Annotated in this window: 13 protein-coding genes; 7 read left to right on the top strand and 6 right to left on the bottom strand. The window is 61.2% G+C overall.

The window, feature by feature from the left end; all coding sequences use genetic code 11:
• Positions 1 to 580 precede the first annotated feature (580 nt).
• The 3 genes from ppk1 to DW180_RS10355 all read left to right on the top strand — a co-directional run bounded on the left by ppk1 (position 581) and on the right by DW180_RS10355 (position 4,910).
• Positions 581 to 3,028, top strand: a complete 2,448-nt coding sequence (gene ppk1, locus DW180_RS05010; RefSeq protein WP_233545183.1) for a polyphosphate kinase 1 — start codon at positions 581 to 583, stop codon at positions 3,026 to 3,028.
• 86 nt (positions 3,029 to 3,114) lie between these two features.
• Entirely contained in the window at positions 3,115 to 4,443 is a 1,329-nt protein-coding gene (rlmD, locus tag DW180_RS05005) for a 23S rRNA (uracil(1939)-C(5))-methyltransferase RlmD (protein WP_118237724.1), read from the top strand.
• A 137-nt stretch (positions 4,444 to 4,580) separates the two neighbouring features.
• Complete coding sequence (locus DW180_RS10355) at positions 4,581 to 4,910, top strand: IS3 family transposase (RefSeq protein ID WP_197032199.1); 330 nt, start codon at positions 4,581 to 4,583, stop codon at positions 4,908 to 4,910.
• Between the two features lie 175 nt (positions 4,911 to 5,085).
• On the opposite strand, the gene DW180_RS04995 is transcribed toward DW180_RS10355, so the two are convergent.
• From DW180_RS04995 to DW180_RS04985, 3 genes are all read right to left on the bottom strand, one after another.
• A complete protein-coding gene (locus tag DW180_RS04995) occupies positions 5,086 to 6,534 on the bottom strand; it encodes a PTS transporter subunit EIIC (protein ID WP_118237722.1) in 1,449 nt (482 codons plus the stop codon).
• A gap of 31 nt (positions 6,535 to 6,565) precedes the next feature.
• Positions 6,566 to 7,996, bottom strand: coding sequence for a 6-phospho-beta-glucosidase (locus DW180_RS04990; RefSeq protein ID WP_117583936.1), 1,431 nt, complete (start codon positions 7,994 to 7,996; stop codon positions 6,566 to 6,568).
• A 122-nt stretch (positions 7,997 to 8,118) separates the two neighbouring features.
• The gene (locus DW180_RS04985) at positions 8,119 to 9,099 is read right to left on the bottom strand and encodes an EamA family transporter (RefSeq protein WP_117638210.1); all 981 of its coding nucleotides are present in this window, start codon (positions 9,097 to 9,099) and stop codon (positions 8,119 to 8,121) included.
• A 500-nt stretch (positions 9,100 to 9,599) separates the two neighbouring features.
• On the opposite strand from DW180_RS04985, the gene DW180_RS04980 reads away from it, so the two are divergent.
• From DW180_RS04980 to DW180_RS04970, 3 genes are all read left to right on the top strand, one after another.
• A complete protein-coding gene (locus DW180_RS04980; protein WP_117735750.1) occupies positions 9,600 to 10,142 on the top strand; it encodes a DJ-1 family glyoxalase III in 543 nt (180 codons plus the stop codon).
• Positions 10,139 to 10,720, top strand: coding sequence for a nucleoside triphosphate pyrophosphatase (locus DW180_RS04975; protein WP_118237721.1), 582 nt, complete (start codon positions 10,139 to 10,141; stop codon positions 10,718 to 10,720). The genes DW180_RS04980 and DW180_RS04975 overlap by 4 nt, the downstream gene beginning before the upstream one ends.
• Before the next feature lie 101 nt (positions 10,721 to 10,821).
• Positions 10,822 to 11,823: a P1 family peptidase gene (locus tag DW180_RS04970; RefSeq protein WP_118237719.1), complete on the top strand. Its 1,002-nt coding sequence runs from the start codon at positions 10,822 to 10,824 to the stop codon at positions 11,821 to 11,823.
• Between the two features lie 361 nt (positions 11,824 to 12,184).
• Here the strand turns inward: DW180_RS04970 and DW180_RS04965 are convergent, their stop codons facing one another.
• Both DW180_RS04965 and glf read right to left on the bottom strand, forming a co-directional pair.
• The gene (locus tag DW180_RS04965) at positions 12,185 to 13,216 is read right to left on the bottom strand and encodes a glycosyltransferase family 2 protein (RefSeq protein ID WP_022094096.1); all 1,032 of its coding nucleotides are present in this window, start codon (positions 13,214 to 13,216) and stop codon (positions 12,185 to 12,187) included.
• A complete protein-coding gene (gene glf, locus DW180_RS04960) occupies positions 13,209 to 14,411 on the bottom strand; it encodes a UDP-galactopyranose mutase (RefSeq protein WP_118237717.1) in 1,203 nt (400 codons plus the stop codon). Before glf ends, DW180_RS04965 begins: the two co-directional genes overlap by 8 nt.
• Positions 14,412 to 14,643: 232 nt before the next feature.
• Here glf and pta point away from each other — a divergent pair, with 232 nt between their 5' ends.
• Positions 14,644 to 15,624 (top strand): phosphate acetyltransferase, encoded by a 981-nt coding sequence (gene pta, locus DW180_RS04955; RefSeq protein ID WP_089573084.1) that lies wholly within the window; start codon positions 14,644 to 14,646, stop codon positions 15,622 to 15,624.
• A 347-nt stretch (positions 15,625 to 15,971) separates the two neighbouring features.
• Here the strand turns inward: pta and DW180_RS04950 are convergent, their stop codons facing one another.
• Positions 15,972 to 17,150 (bottom strand): acetate/propionate family kinase, encoded by a 1,179-nt coding sequence (locus DW180_RS04950; protein WP_117759016.1) that lies wholly within the window; start codon positions 17,148 to 17,150, stop codon positions 15,972 to 15,974.
• Positions 17,151 to 17,238 lie beyond the last annotated feature (88 nt).

The following is a 17,238-nucleotide window of genomic DNA, read 5'->3' as shown; positions in this document are numbered from 1 at the left end:
GGCACGTGCAGACCTTTCGTCATGGCCTCCTACCTTTCTTTCGGGCCTTTCGGCCGAATCTCTCAGCACCCTTCCGTAACGGGTGCTGCTTGCTGACAGCTCTAGTTATATCCAAATTCCAACCGCAATTCCACCTCGCCCCCGAACGGTCAACAAAGTTCGATGAACGGTATATAGAATATGATTCCCCCATAATGCACTTCGGCGTTCTAAAGTAGCTTTTCTAAGGTAAATGCTCTTTTTTCTTAAAAATCATTCGCAATTACAACTCCAATCTTTCGATTAAGAATTGCATATCTAAAACGGTTTTATGTATATAAATGACGCTTGTTCGTGTTTCTGTCTGTATTCGATGATATTCAGCTACCTATCATTCTTATTCACACATACTCACCAGTTGAGTGAGGATATAGACCGTTTTTCACAACGCGAAGGGCGTCAGCTCTATGGCTTGTCAGCGTAAGAAGTAGGTAAAGATACCGTTCACGCGATACGTCCGTGCCATAGGTCGACTAAATTGAGACAATAGTGAATAGTGTTAGGCAACCGTCCCCCACGGGGACTGAACGGACAGATGCATATGCCGAGCAAAATCGAAAAAAAGCAAGCCGCTGCAAAGCTGCGTAAGCCGCCGCGCGACTTCTCGTACACGCAGAACCGAGAGCTCAGCTGGCTGCGCTTTGACAACCGTGTGCTTGACGAAGCCTTCGACGAGACCGTTCCGCTGTTCGAGCGGCTAAAGTTCGTGTCGATTTTCGAGTCTAACCTCGATGAGTTTCTCATGGTGCGCGTGGGCGGCCTGTCCGATCTGGCAGAGCTCAAAAAACAGCCTGTCGACAACAAGAGCAATATGACCGCCTCCGAACAGGTCGATGCCGTCATGGCCGAGATGCCCGGGCTCCTTACCCGCTGGGAAACCATCTTCAAGAGCATCGAGGGCAAGCTCGACGCCCTGGGCGTTCACCGCGCTCGCATCGACTCGCTTACGCCCGAGGAGCGCACCTTTGTCACCCGCTACTTCCAGGCCTACGTGTCGCCGGTCATCTCGCCGTTGGTCATTGACCCGCGCCACCCCTTCCCCAACCTGCGCAACGGCGCACTCTATCTAGCTTGCGGACTGGACGGTGTCACGGACGAGGAGAGCCTGCTGGGCCTTATCGAGATTCCCGCCTCAATGAACCGCGTGGTCGAGATCCCCTCGCCCGCCGGCACCTACTCCTACATCTTGCTCGAGGACGTCATTCTCGCCTGCCTGGACAGCTGCTTTGGCTCCTATAAGCCGCTCGACCGCGCTCTGATCCGCGTCACCCGCAATGCCGATATCGACCCGGACGGCGAGGGCGTCGAGGAGGAAGAGGATTACCGCCAGCACATGAAGCGCATCCTCAAAAAGCGCTTGCGCCTGCAACCGGTGGTGCTTGCCGTCTCCGGTTCGCTCGAGAAGGCGACACTCAAGACCATCCGCAAAGCGCTCGAGCTTTCGCGCCGCTCGGTTTTTACCTGCGATATCCCGCTCGACCTGGGCTATGTCTTTGGCATCGAGGGCAAAATTCCCGAGCACCTGCGCAACGGGCTCCTCTTTACGCCGTTTAAGCCTCAGCCCAACCCCACCATCGACATGTCCCGCTCCATTCGCGAGCAGGTGCTGCAGGGCGACAAGTTGCTCTTTTACCCCTACGAGGCCATGAATCCGTTCCTGGACCTGGTACACGAGGCCGCATACGACCCCGAGTGCATCTCGCTGCGCATCACGCTCTACCGCGTGGCCAAGCAGAGTCGTCTGTGCGAGTCGTTGATTGACGCCGCCGAGAACGGCAAAGAGGTCACGGTGCTCATGGAGCTCCGCGCGCGCTTTGACGAGCAAAATAACATCGAGTGGGCAGAGCGTCTGGAAGAAGCGGGCTGCACCGTCATCTATGGCTCCGAGGGTTTTAAATGCCACTCAAAGATCTGCCAGCTCACCTATCGCGAGGGCATGGCGCTCACTCGACTCACGCTTTTGGGCACCGGCAACTTTAACGAGAAGACGGCCAAGCTCTACAGCGACTTTATGCTCATGACCGCCCATCCCGGCATCGGCGAAGACGCCAACTTGTTCTTCCGCAACCTGTCGCTGGGCAACCTGCGCGGCGACTACCGCTTTTTGGGCGTGGCGCCCGTCGGTCTCAAGCCACTCATCATGCGCGGTCTGGACCGCGAGATACAACGCGCTCTCGCCGGCGAGCCCGCGCGCGTATTCTTTAAGCTCAACTCGCTGACCGACCGCGAGGTCATCGACAAGATCGCCGAGGCATCGTGTGCCGGTGTGCGCGTGGACATGATCATCCGCGGTATCTCGTGCCTGAAGCCCAACATTGCGGGCAAGACCAAAAACGTGCACGTACGTTCTATCGTCGGACGTTTCTTGGAGCACGCGCGCGTCTATGCCTTCGGCGTGGACTCGGACATGATCTACCTGAGTTCTGCCGACATGATGACGCGCAACACCGAGCATCGCGTGGAGATCGCCTTCCCCGTGCTCGACCCCACCTGCCGCGCGCTGGTGCACGAGTACATGGGTGTGCAGCTGCGCGACAACGTGAAGGCACGTAGCCTGACGAGCGACGGCACCTGGGTTCCCGTAGAGCGAAAAGAGGGTGAGAAGCCCTTTAACTCGCAGGAGTTCCTGTTGGAGCGCGCTTATCGCAACGCCGAGTCCGCAGCCGTGGCTTCGGAGCCCGTCGCCAAAGCAAAACCGGAATCCGCACCTGTTCTGGGTCCCAAGCCCGAGCCACAGCCGGCAGCCCCTAAGGTACAGAAGGTCCAGGCGACCGTCATCGAGCCCGACCTGGAGCCCGAGCCCGAGCCCGAGCATGCGCCCCAGCCTCAGCCGCAGACCGCCAAGCCCGCGCCCCAGGCAAGCGCCCGCCGCGAGAAACCCGCCGGCAAGACCAAAGCCATCGAGCGCCATCGCCCCGGTCGCGTGCGCATGGGCTTGGGCCTAATCGGCCTAGGACTCAAGACGCTCATTACCGGCAAGACGAAATAGACGTTTGTAGAAGCGCCCCGTATTTGAGGAATGCCTCAGGTACGGGGCGCTTTTCCCTGCTACCATGGTTGCGGACAACAACGCGAATGACAGGCAGGGATATGAAGCTCACTATAGAATCGATGACCTACGGCGCCGATGGTCTGGCGCATGCCGATAACGGCAAAGCCGTATTTGTGCAGGGCGCCGTGGCGGGCGACACCGTCGAGGCCGAAATCGTGCAGGACGGCAAATCGTTTATGCGCGCCCGCGCCACCGAGATTCTGGAACCGAGCCCCGATCGAATTCAGCCTCCCTGCCCCTTCGTGGGCATCTGCGGTGGCTGCTCGTGGGGCAATCTCTCGCGCACCGCTCAGCTTGCCGCCAAGGAGCAAAACCTGCGCTCCACGCTCGAGCGCATCGGCAAGTTCACCCCTGAGCAAGTCGACGAGCTGGTGCAGCCCATCCGCCACACCAAGGACGATTGGGGCTACCGCAATAAAATTGAGCTCGAACCGACCGTCGTTAACGGCCGCGTTCGTCTTGGCATGCACGGCGTCGATCCCAGCAAGATCGTGACCGTCGATTCGTGCCCGCTGTTCGATAAGCGCTTCCCCAAGGCACTCAAATCGGTTGTCGGCGCGCTCAATTATCTGAGCGGCAGCCACGACCTGGGCTTGGAGCGCGTGGGCATTCGCGCCTCGCGTCGCACCAAAGCGCTCGAGGTCGCGCTCTGGACGCCCACGGGGTCGTTTCCGCGCTCGCAAGTCTCGCGCGTGCTGGCAGACGCCGCACACCCCACGAGCATAGTGCGCGTTATGAGCAAGGGTGAGAAGAAGGCCCGCCGTGTCTCCAAGGTCGAAATGCTCGCCGGAGAGGGCTCATGGACCGAGAATATCGCCGAGGGTCAGATGCGCTTGTCTGCCCCGTCTTTTTTCCAAGTCAACACCAAGGGTGCTGAGATTTTGATCGAGCTTGTCATGGAAGCGCTCGACCCGCAAGAAGACGAGCTTGCCGTGGACCTGTACTGCGGCGCCGGAACCTTTACCCTGCCGCTCGCCCGCCGCTGCGACTTCGTCGCCGCCGTCGAGGCCTACGGCCCGGCCGTGCGCGACCTGCACCGTAACCTGGAAATCAACAAGCTTGATAACGTCGACGTCATTGGCGGAGACGCGGTGCGCGAGTTCCCCGACCAGGATGCCGACGTCTTGGTGGTCGACCCGCCGCGCGCAGGCCTCGCCCCCGAGGCGATCGACCTTATCGCCAGCACGAGCGCTCGCGATGTCGCCTACGTGAGCTGCGACCCCGCCACCCTGGCACGCGACCTTAAGCGCTTTGTCGAGGAAGGTACCTTCTCCCCCGTCAAGATCACGCCGGTCGATCTGTTCCCGCAAACCTTCCACTGCGAAACCGTCGTCCACCTCAAGCGCAACTAGACTGTTTGCCCCAGACCACGCCCGATGATTTTTCTGGCACGGGGATAAAAATAGATTTGCTCCGAATGATTATTTAATCCCCGTCCCGAAATTGAACCGCCCCTCATTTCTTGAACATTAGAAATGGGGGCTTCTTTATGGACGGGAGAGTCAGGCACGACGCCACGCTGAGGACTCTTGCAGCAGAGCTTTGCGACAGGGGGTGCGGGCGCGCCGAAGGCCAGCGGGAGGCCGAAGGGTGCCCGGACCCGGCCGGGGCCGGCGGCGTGCGAGGGCAAGCTCATGCGACGGAGCTGCTGCCCGGGCGCCTGAAGGACGAATTCTACAGGAGCCGGACGTGGCGGAGCTTCGAGGAGTTCAAGCGGGACCTCGAAGCCTATACCGTTCACTGGAACAAGAGGAGGCGGGTTAAGCAAAAGGGACTGACCCCGGAGGAGTTCCGAAATCAGTCCCCATGTGCGGCATAGGCCGCTAATTGACCCGTCCAAGTATCGGGGCGCAGTTCATTTCAGCGCCGCCCGAGAAAGCTAAACGCCTTCTGGCAGGTTGTCCCGGGCCGAGGGCGGCCACCTTGATCGCCCTCGGCCCTCACCCACCTCAACTGCTCCTCAATTACATAGAGCTGATTGAGGAGGGCGCAAGCTAGTGGGCGCCTTCCTCCTCGTCGTTGGGTCGGTAGGTGATGAACTCGATAACAAAGGCCAGGACGGCGGAGATGAGCGAGGCGATGATCGCGAAGATCATGTGGGAGATCCCGGCGCCACCAGGGGTCCCGTCGATGAAGTTGAGCAGGTTGAAGACGCCGAGGCCGCCCGAGATGTACATGAGAGCGCCAGTCATTCCCACGATAGCGCCGCCCACGGCGGAGCTCAGGCATGCCACGACGAACGCGCGCTTGTTGGGGAGGGCGATGCCGTAGATGCCCGGCTCGGTGACGCCGAAGAAGAAGGCGGAGATCATCGCGGGAAGGGCGATGCCGCGGAAGCGCTCGTCCTTGTTTCTGAGGTACATGGCAAAGATGACCGCTCCGAGCGCGAACCCGTGGCCGATGGTGGCGGCGAGCACGCTGTCGTGGCCGAGGGTGTTCAGATTCATGATGGAGATGGGGATGAGGCTCCAGTGGAAGCCAAAGATGACGAGGCACATCCACAGTCCGCCAACCAGGGCGCTGCCCAGGACGGAACCAACCACGGGGAGCTGGAAGATGAACGAGAATGCCGCGCTCAGCAGGTTGGTGATGAGGGTGGCCACCGGGCCGATGATGAGGTAGCCCAAGACGATGGAGACCGTCATCGTGGCGAGCGGGACAAGGAACATCTTGAGCGCAGCCGGCATCCAGCTCTTGAGCCAGCGCTCAAGGATAGAGCCGAACCACACCATGAGAAGGACGGGGATCACCGAGCTCACGTAGCCGGACACGGGCATGATGATGGGGAGCCCGAGGGCGGTGGCGTACCACGAGAACGTGCCGGCCACGCCGAGGTCGATGCTGCCGAGCGCCTCGCCCGAGGTCAGGGCGACCATCGTCGGGTAGAGAAGCGCCACGCCGATTGCCACGCCGGTGAACTCGTTCATGCGGAACTTGCGCGCGGCACTGAACGCCAGGGCGACGGGAAGGAAGTAGAAGAAGCCGTCAGCCACGGTGTAGAGCAGCGTGTAGAGGCCGTCGTTTGCAAAGGCCGGGACGAAGTAGGTGATGAGGGCAAGCAGTCCCTTCATGATGCCTGCGGCGGCAAGCGGTCCCAGGATGGGCTGGAAGATGCCAGAGATGAGGTCGATGACGACGGAGGCAACGGTCTTATCGCCCTGGGGCTCGTCGTCGGCGCTTGCGCCGCCCGAGAAGTTGCCGGCCTCCAGGACCGCGTCGTAGACGTCCTCGACGATGTTACCCACGACCACCTGGTACTGGCCGTTGGCCTGGATGACCTGGATGACGCCCTTGAGGGCCTCGATCTTGGCAGTGTTGGCGCGGGACTCGTCCTTGAGTTTGAAGCGCACGCGCGTGATGCAGTGCGCGACGCTGGCGACGTTCTCTGTGCCGCCTACGTTCTCGAGTATGGATCTGGCCAGATCGTCGTATTTTTCAGCCATTATTTTCTCCTTAGTGATATTGCCCGGGCGGCTAGCCCAGGTCGCCTCCGTTGGTGGCGATGGCCTGTTGATACCAGTAGAAGCTCTTCTTGCGCCTGCGCTCGAGCGTGCCGTTGCCCAGGTTGTCGCGGTCCACGTAGATGAAGCCGTAGCGCTTCTCCATCTCGCCGGAGCCCGCGCTCACGAGGTCGATCGGCCCCCAGGTGGTGTAGCCGAGCATCTCGACGCCGTCCTGCTCGATGGCGTCACGCATGGCCTCGATGTGCTCGCGCAGGTAGGCGATGCGGTAGTCGTCCTCGATCGTGCCGTCGGGAAGCACCTCGTCATAGGCGCCGAGGCCGTTCTCCACCACAAAGAGCGGCTTCTGGTAGCGGTCCCAGAGGTCGTTGATCGTGATGCGGAATCCCAGCGGGTCGATGACCCAGCCCCAGTCGCTCGTGCGCACGTAGGGGTTCTCCACGCCGGCGAAGGCGTTGCCCTCGGCGACGCCGCCCACGGAGTCGGGGTCGCCCGCGGTGCAGCGCGAGGAGTAGTAGCTAAACGAGATGAAGTCGACGGTGTTCTCCGCAAGGATGCGCTCGTCCTCGGCGGTCATGCCCACGTCGATGCCCTCGCGCTCGAGCATCTTGAGCGCGTAGCCGGGGTAGCGACCGCGCGCCTGCACGTCCACGAAGAAGAGGTCCTCCTGGTTCTTGACCTGCGCCGCGCGAACGTCCTCGGGACGACAGGAGTAGGGGTAGTAGCTTCCCGCGGCGAGCATGCAGCCCACCTTGTTCTCCGGATCGACCTCGTGGGCGATCTTGGTGGCCCAGGCGCTCGCCACGAGCTCGTTGTGCGCGGCGCGGTACTCGGCCTCGCGGGCATTCTCCCCGGGCTCGAGGACGATGCCGGCACCCATGAAGGGACGGTGCAAGATCATGTTCATCTCGTTGAACGTGATCCACCAGCGCACGAGGCCGCGGTAGCGGTTGAAGAGCACCGTCACAAGCCGCTTGTAGAGCTCGATAAGGGTGCGGTTTCGCCAGGCGCCGTACTTCTTGACGAGGTGGATGGGGCAGTCGAAGTGCGTGATGGTCACGAGGGGCTCGATCCCGTGCTCGCGGCAGCAGCGGAACACGTCCTCGTAGAAAGCGAGCCCGGCCTCGTTGGGCTCCTCCTCGTCGCCATTGGGGAAGATGCGGCTCCAGGCGATGGAGAGGCGAAAGACCTTAAAGCCCATCTCCGCGAAGAGGGCTATGTCCTCGCGGTAGTGGTGATAGAAGTCGATGCCCGTCTGGGCCGGGTAGTAGTACCCGGGCTCGAAGTCGAGCATGCGCCTCAGGCCGCGGCTTACGTCGTTGCGCTCCGGCCCGTGTGGGATGACGTCGACGTTGGCAAGGCCGCGGCCGCCCTCGTCATAACCTCCCTCGCATTGGTTGGCGGCGGTGGCTCCTCCCCAAAGGAACCCTTTTGGAAATGGCATGGTGCCTCCTTCTCTCTGGCGCCCCCATCTCTGCGGGGGACGCTTTATAACGTCCTTGCGGCCTCGCGCGCCTGGCCCGTGGCCCTTTCCCTGATGCGCGCGGGCCGCCTGTGAAGGGGTGACTAGCTGACGGCTTGTCCTGCGGCGGCGCGACGTGCCTCCCGGCCTCCAAGCAGGGAGGGGACCTGTGCCAGGCACACGCCGGCGAGGATGATGGCGACGCCCAGCCACTCGACGACGCCGAGCGGCTCGCCGAGGACGATCATGGCGATGAGCAGGCCGGCGGGGAGTTCCGCGGCGGCCATGACGGTGGACAGGCCCGCGGGCAGGTGCGGAGAGCCCATGCCGAAGAGCAGGACCGGGCAGAGCATGCCAAAGAAGCCGGCGATGACGGCAAAGGGCAGGATGCCCTGGGCGAGGACGCCCGAGACGACGTAGTCCGGACACACCGTGAGCGACATGACCACGGAGCCCGCGCATACGATGACGCCACGCTGCTCGGACGAGCAGGGGGCCTCGACCTTGCCGGAGAGGGTGACAAAGAGGGAGCAGGACACGGCCGCCCCCAGCGCGCAGAGCAGGGCCACGGGGTCGTACCCGGTGATGCCGGTCTTGTAGACGCCGCTGGCGAACACCGTTCCGAAGACGATGACCAGGGCGGAGGCCACTTGGAGGAGCCTCGGCGGCCGGCGCGTCATGACGGTCTGCCACACGAGCCCCAGCCACGTGAACTGGAAGAGGAGCGTGAGTGCCACCGGGGCGGGCAGCACGCTCATGGCGTAGCAGTAGAGGATTGAGGTGAGGCAGGTGAGGGCTCCCAGGCCCATGAGCTTGAGGGCGAGCTTCCAGCCCACGCGCTGCCAGCGGTGCCCGAGTGCGTGCCCTGCGAGCGTGGCGAGGGCGAAGAAGAGGCAGCCGAACCACGCCTGGCTCGCCACCACCTGCGCTGAGGTGAAGCCCGCGGCGTAGGCGAGCTTGTAGGTCGTGGCCATCGCGCCGTAGCAGGCGCCGCCCGCAAAGACCTGGAGCGCCGCCTTGACCTGCCCCGCGCCCGCGGCTCCCGCCTCGGCGGTCTGTTGCTTGATTGTGTTTGTTTCTGCCATTAGGCTCCCTTCCGTCTGCTGTCTTGCAGATGCACGTCTCGTGCGTCTGTTCCCTGCAGTCGGAAGGTGGGCTCGTGCGGTCTTCTGGCGGCGCATGTGGTACCTGCTGCCAAGACGAAAAAAGCCACGCAACCGACTGCTCGGTTGCGTGGCAAAAAGGTGGCTAGCGCCCAGAAAAGTCCACGCGTTTTTAGACTGGGACAAAGTACTACAACAGGTGAGATTCCGTCAAGAAAAACCGAAGAAAAAAGTGAGCCTCTGCCCGCCGTACCTGTAGCGGTCGTTTCCCCGAACGGGGCGGTGCTGTTGGGGACTGTCTCGATCTGTAACAGTTGGGGCTAGTTTTGGTCGATGGATGTTACAGATTGAGATTGTTGAGGATGGGTGGGGGTAGCTAATTCGGACGGGGCTATTTTAAACATTGGGAAATCAAGCGTGGCAAGCGGAGGTCTTCGGGGTATAAGACGGCTAATTGTATGCCGCCTATGAAAGGAACCCTCATGCCCAGCGTTGCCGTTCTCGCCGCCGATGGCTTTGAAACTATTGAATGCCTGACCATGGTCGATGTCATGCGTCGCGGCGGCGTGCGCGCCACGCTTGTCTCGATCATGCCCACGCGCGAGGTCGTAAGCTCGCTGCAGATTCCCGTGACCTGCGATGCGCTCTTTGACGAGATCAACTTTGACGAGTACGACTGCGTCGTGCTACCTGGCGGCCTGCCCGGCGCCACCAACCTGCGTGCCGACCAGCGCGTCTGCGACGTGGTCTGCGAGTTCGCCGCCGCCAAACACGTCGCCGCCATCTGCGCCGCCCCGTTTATCCTGGGTGAGCTCGACCTGCTCGAGGGGCGCCACGCTACGTGCTTCCCTGGCTTTGAGAAGAGCTTCCCCGAAGGCGCCTATACCGGCGAGAAGGTTACGCAAGACGGCAACATCATCACCGCCAGCGGCATGGCCCAGTCGCTCCCCTTTGCGCTTGAGCTGCTGCGCACGCTCGCCGGCGACAAGGCTGTCGAGAAGGTTGCCGAGGGCATTCAGCTATGATTTTGGCCTCGCAATCACCGCGCCGCATCGAGCTGATGCGCGAGGCGGGCTATGACATTCGCATCATTCCTGCCGATATCGACGAAACGCCATTTGATGGCGAGGCCCCACTTACGCTCGTTGAACGCTTAGCACGCGCCAAAGCCGCCGCCGTTGCCGCCGAGCATGCCGAGCCCAATGAGCTGACGGTCGCGGCCGACACCATCGTCACCTTTGACGGCAAGATTCTGGGCAAGCCGGCAACCGAGAACGAGGCGTGTACCATGCTCCGTGAGCTTTCGGGCCGCACGCACCAGGTCGCAACCGGCGTCTGCATCGTTAAGGCAGGCGACGCCACGGCTCCGCATTCCGCCGAGAGCCTGTCCTTTGTCGATGTGACCGACGTGACGTTCTACGAGCTCACCGACGAGCAGATCGAGCACTATGTCGCCTCGGGTGAGCCCATGGACAAGGCCGGCGCCTACGGCATTCAGGGCACAGGAGGACGCATGCTCGTGCACGATATTTCGGGCGACTTCTATAACGTGGTGGGCCTACCCATCGCCCGCGTCGCGCGCGCGATTCAAAAACTCTCGTAATTGCATCTGGCGCTGGGTATCCCCCAGCGCCTACAATTTCGGCGTACCGTACGGATCCCGACCGGGCATAAGGCCCGGCGGAAAACCGATAGGAGTAAAACATGGATACACTGCTTGAGGCCATTGACGTTTGCGATGTCGATGGCTTTTGCCTTGGCAACTACACGGACGAGGAGGCCGGCACCGGTTGCACCGTAATCGTGGCACCCGAGGGCGCCACCGGCGGCGTTGACGTTCGCGGCGGTGCCCCGGCATCGCGCGAAACCGACCTGCTGCGTCCCGAGAACACCGTCGACAAGGTCCACGCCGTCTGCCTTTCGGGCGGATCGGCCTTTGGCCTGGAGGCCGCAAGCGGCGTCGCTCGCGAGCTTGAGAGCCGCGGCATCGGCCTTCCCGTCGGCCCCACGCAGGTGCCTATCGTGTGCTCCAGCTGCATCTTCGACCTCGCCTTTGGCGACCCCGCCGTACGCCCCGACATTGAGGCTGGCATCTCCGCCGTGCGCGAGGCGCTCGACAACACCCCCACCACGCTCGAGCAGGGCAATGTAGGTGCCGGCACCGGTGCCACCGTGGGCAAGCTCATGGGCCCCGCCACCTGCATGAAGGCCGGCCTAGGCGCTGCCGCCGTGGCACTCGGCCCTGTTAAGGTGGGTGCCGTGGTCTCGGTCAACGCCTGCGGCAATGTCGTCGACCCCTTCACCGGCGAATGGGTCGCTGGTATGCGCGCCGCAGCAGATAGCGACCAGATCGTCGACATGGAGCTCGCAGCCTTTGCCGCCGCCGGCTCCATGCAAATGCCGCTCGACCGCACCAACACCACCATCAGCTGCATCGTCACCAACGTTGAGCTCACTAAAGCTCAGGCCACCAAGGTCTCCCAGATGGCGGCAGACGCCTATGCGCACGCCATCCGCCCCACACACACCACCAACGACGGCGACACCATCTACACCCTTGCCAGCGGCAAACTGGGCGCCCAGGCAAGCGCTGCCGTTCCCCTAGACCTGCTGGGCATGCTCGCCGTAAGGGCCCTACAGACCGCCATCGTAAACGGAGCCAAAAACGCCAAAACCTCCCACGGCATACCCGGCGCCGCAAAGTAAACTAGCTCGTCCGGTTGCCCGGTGGGGTTTGGTTATGTTTGCTGCTCTACAGTCCCGGCTCGCACGAAGAGCACATTAAGTGCTCTTCGGCTCGTGCGGAACTCGCGACAAACATAACCAAACCCCACCGGGCAACCTACCAACCAGATTCTTTTCAGCCCAGGCCCCTGTGTACCGCGCGTCCAAGATCTTCAAATTCAGCCGTCTGACATAAAGCAAGACATAGCAGAGGACCCCTGGTCCTTAACTTGATACGAGTTCCGCACGCAAAGGAGGCGCCAGTGGCGCCTCCGTCTTGCGCAGGACTGTCCGAAGTAGCAAGTTAAGGACCAGGGGTCCCCGTTACCCGTGCGTTTCTGTGCTAGTTGAATTTGAAGATCTTTGAGGCAAGACGGTATAGGCCGAGTGTGGTTTTGTCTCCGGCCCGTCCGCGCAGGTTGGTGAAGAAGCCGACCACGCCGTAGCGGGCACGACGATACATGCGCTCGTCGTAGGCCTTCAAATCATTCCACAGCGTCTTTAGGCGCTCGTCGGCGCAATCTTCCTCGGAAAGCTTGGTGAGCACCGAGCAGATCGCCATCATCATGGTGAAGTAGCCCATCATGTACGAACGCAGACGCGACGACTCAACATCGCTGTACAGGTGGTACGACTCCATCATGATACGCGTAACACGGAACTGCTGGTCCAGACGCTTGACCATCGTTGCCTCGTTGACGCTCTGACCTTCGCGACCGATAAAGTAGCGGTAGAGGTCGATGTCGGCGTAGTACATGGTCTTGCAACGCGGCAGCGGCACGTAGGCGTAGATGTTGTCCACATAGAACGTGTGCGGCGGCATGGGAAGGTTGGACTCGCGCAGCACATCCGTGCGATAGCACAGGCTGTGCATGAGTAGGTTCTGGTCCAGGCGGAAATGACCGATCTGATCCCAGGAAAAGATCTTTTTGCGCGGCAGGGCAAATTTGTAACCGATAGCGGTATGCGTGCCCTCGTAAACCTTCTCGTACACGTAGTTCGAGATAAACAGGTCAACGCGCTGGTCGCGCTCCTCAAAGCCACGCAGAATCGACAGCATGGTCGAAAGGGCAGCGCCGTCAAGCCAGTCGTCCGAGTCGACAACCTTGTAGTAGGTGCCCTGCGCCTCGCGCAGACCCGAAAGGACGGCAATACCGTGACCGCCATTCTCCTGGTGCACCGCGCGGATGATTCCAGGATAACGGGCCTCCCACTCGTCGGCCTTGGCGGCCGTCTCGTCCTTGGAGCCGTCGTCCACCACGATAATCTCGATATCGGTGGCGTAATTGCTCCCCTCCAAGATGGAGGTGATGCAATGGTCCATGTCCTTGGCGGCGTTATACGAGGGAATACCGAATGTTATGACTTTATGCATGGCAGGCGATAATCTCATCCGAAAGATCGAGGGCAGAATTGGTCACGGCGTCCATATCGTAGTAACGATACTCGGCCAGACGACCCACCGGGTGGAAGTTCGTCAGGTTCTGGACGCGCTCAAGATAGCGCTCATAGAGCTCACGGTTCTCGGGCTCAAGAATGGCGTAGTACGGCGTCTCGCCCGAGCCGGGCGTATAGGCCTTGGAGTACTCCTTCATGATGGTGGTCTTGCCGGGCAGGACCTGACCGGTCATGTTCTTGAACTCGGTGATACGCGTGTAGTCCTCGCTCGTGGTGTAGTTGACGGTGCCCACGGGCTGGAACTGGTCCATATCGAGCGTCTCGAACTTCATATCGAGCGTGCGGTACGGCAACGCACCCAAGTCGAGGCTGAACAGCTCATCGAGAGGACCGGTATAGACAATCTCGCCGCCGTAGACCTTGCCATCGATCTTGACGGTGGTCTCGTCGATTTCAAAGAGATCGCGGGCGTCCACGTCGCAGAACACGTCGATCAGATCGTGATCGAGCATATGCTCGAACAGCGCGGTATAGCCGTCCTGCGGCATGCCCTGGAAAGGAGCCTGCGGGAAGTAGCGATCGTCATCGCCCACAAAGACGGGAACGCGGCCGGTGATCGAGGGGTCGATCTGGTCGGGCGTCTGGCCCCACTGCTTCATGGTGTAATGCAAAAAGACGTTCTCATAGACATAATCGGCGACCTCGGCAAGATCCGGGTCGTTCTTCTTGCGCAGCTCCATAATGGGCACCTTGACGTCCTTGCCAAAGGTCTCCACGAGCTTTTGGTACAGCTCCTCGCCGCGCTCATCGCCAAAGGCGAGCTTGAGGCTCGCATGGTTAAAGGGTACGGGCATGAGGGTGCCGTTGATGTTGGCGAGCACCTTGTGCTGGTAGTCCGTCCACTTGGTAAAGCGCGACAGGAAGTTATGGACGCGCTCATTAAAAGTGTGATAGATGTGCGGACCGTACTCGTGGACCAGGATTCCGGCCTCGTCAGTGCAGTCGTAGGCATTACCCGCGATGTGGCCGCGACGCTCCAAAACGGCAACACGATAGCCGATAGTTTCGGCAAGACGGCGGGCGCAAACGGCACCGGCATAACCGGCGCCGACAACGATCATGTCGTACGCACCGGCATTAAAGCCTTCAGGCAGGCCTGAGGTAATCTGCATCAATACTCCTTGTCAAAAGCCACACGCTTTTTAACTGGGCTTTTTCTCGAACATACGTCGAGACATATTTATCAGAGCGATTATAGCGCTAATGCGTCCTATAATGAGCTTGCCACACAAGGAAAGCTCAAGCACCGCGGCGTACATTATTGAAAGGTAAACCCGCTAGCAGCGGGTTTATTCGTGTACAGCCGAGGGCCTGGAGCTTAGCGAAACGCTTGTAAGGAGTATCATGAGCGATTTCCTGAACCGTATGAAGTCTGCCGCCAAGGCCGACCTTAAGACGATCGTCCTGCCCGAGGGCGAGGATCCGCGCACCATCGTCGCGGCCAACAAGATCATCGAGGAAGGCCTGGCCAACATCGTCATCCTGGGCGATCCCAACGAGATCAACGTTCCCGGCGCCACCGTCATCGACCCGCGCAATGCCGAGAAGCACGAGGAGTACGCGCAGAAGTTTGCCGAGCTCCGCGCCAAGAAGGGCGTTACCATCGAGCAGGCTCGCGCCCAGGTGATGGACGCCACCTACTTTGGCACCATGATGGTCAAGATGGGCGACGCCGACGGCCTGGTCTCCGGCGCCTGCCACTCCACCGCCGACACCCTGCGCCCCGCGCTTCAGATCCTCAAGACCGCCCCGGGCACCAAGCTGGTCTCGGCCTTCTTCGTGATGTGCACCGACACCCCGCAGTTCGGCACCGACGGCACGCTGATCTTCGCCGACTGCGGCCTCAACATCAACCCGTCCTCCGACGAGCTCTCCGAGATCGCCATCGCCTCCGCTCACTCCTGGTCCACCTTCATGGGCAACGTTGAGCCGCACGTGGCCATGCTCTCCTACTCCACCATGGGCTCCGCCGGCGGCGAGGTCGCCAAGAAGGTCCAGGAGGCCGTGAAGTTCTGCAAGGAGAAGGCTCCCGAGCTCGCCATCGATGGCGACCTGCAGCTCGACGCCGCTATCGTCCCCACCGTCGCCCAGCTCAAGGCTCCCGGCTCCTCTGTCGCCGGCAAGGCCAACGTGCTCGTGTTCCCCGACCTCGAGGCCGGCAACATCGGCTACAAGCTGGTCCAGCGCTTCGCTGGCGCCGACGCTTACGGCCCCATCCTGCAGGGCATCGCCAAGCCGGTCAATGACCTTTCGCGCGGCTGCTCTGCCGACGACATCGTGGGTGTCGTAGCCATCACCGCCGTCCAGGCTCAGATGGCTGAATAGATTACATATCCCCTCGGGACCCTGCAGGGCAAAGCTCTGAAAACGTCCTCGGACATGCAAAGAGGCTCCGCTGCGCGCTTCGCGCGGCGGAGCCTCTTTGCGTCCTGCGGAATGTTTTCAGAGCTTTGCCCTGCAGGGTCCCTGCCGTCACGCAGCAGTCAGGGAATCTGGAGTGGGCGGCGGCTTGGCTACGAGCTGGGGCTTAGGATCTGAACGAATGGATGCCGTTGCTGAAAGCGCAGGCGTTGCCGGCGATGGTCACTTTGGGACTGGAATTACCGCCTGCTAGTAAAAAGGCCTCCGGAGCTGTTGCTCTGGAGGCCTTTTTTCAATTACAGACGAATGCGTTAGTTGTTCTTGGTCAGGCGTTCGACGTCGTGGGCGATCATGTATTCCTCGTCGGTGGGGATGACCATGACCGTGACGGCGGAACCGGCGGCGCTGATGACCTGCGGGCCGTTACCCACGGCCTCGCGGTTCTTGTTGTTGTCGATGCGCACGCCCAGCCACTCGAAGCAGTCGCAGAAAGCCTTGCGGATCGACCAGTCGTTCTCGCCAATGCCGGCGGTAAAGGTAATGGTGTCCACGCCCGCCATGGAGGCAATCATGGAGCCGGCCTGCTGCATGGCCTTGTAGGCGAACATATCGAAGGCGAGCAGGCAGCGCTCGTCGCCCTCGGAGGCGCGCGTGCGGATGTCACGGGCGTCGTTGGAGATGCCCGAGATGGCAAGCAGACCAGACTGCTTGTTCATCATGTCATCGACTTCCTGGTAGCTGTAGCCGCCCTCGCGCTGCAGGTAGCACACGGTAGCCGGGTCAATGGAACCACAACGGGTGCCCATCATCAGGCCGTCGAGCGGCGTGAGGCCCATCGTGGTATCGCGGCATACACCGTCCTCAATGGCGGCGAGTGAAGCGCCGTTGCCCAGATGACACGAAAGCAGACGGTGGCAGCGCGAACCCAGGATCTCCTTGGCCATCATCCACTCGTAGCGGTGGCTCGTACCGTGGGCGCCGTACTTGCGCACGTGGTACTTGTTACACACGTCCTTGGGCAGGGCGTAGGTGTAGGCGACCTCGGGCATAGTCATGTGGAACGAGGTGTCGAAGACGGCCACGTTGGGCAGCTCCGGATACTTCTCGCGACAATACTCGATTGCCGCTGCCTCGCCGTAGTTGTGCAGCGGGGCAAGCGGTGCCACCTCGAGAATCTTAGCCATGACCTCATCGTCGACGACCGCGGAATCGTCAAAGTACCAGCCACCCTGAACAATACGATGCCCAATGCCATCGATCGTAAAGTCGGTCTTCTCGAGCTCCTCGAGCACACGTGCGATAGCCGAACGGTGGTCCGGGAAGGGGACCTCCTCGGTTTGCTTGGCGCCACCGTTCTCGGAGTGGCCAAAGATGCCCATGTCCGAACCGATACGTTCGCAGTTGCCCTTGGCGAAAACCTCGCGGGTATCGGTATCCAAAAGCTGATATTTAAGGCTTGAGCTACCGGCGTTGACAACAAGTACGTTCATGAGACTCCTTTGCAGTGCGATACGGTCGGCGCAGACCCCTTAAGGCGGCCGCATGTTAATAAGAAGTTATCACAACTTAATAAATAAC

It is taken from the genome of Collinsella sp. AM16-21, from assembly GCF_003471905.1.
GTDB lineage: Bacteria > Actinomycetota > Coriobacteriia > Coriobacteriales > Coriobacteriaceae > Collinsella.
This window is presented reverse-complemented; position numbering and strand designations above follow the sequence as displayed.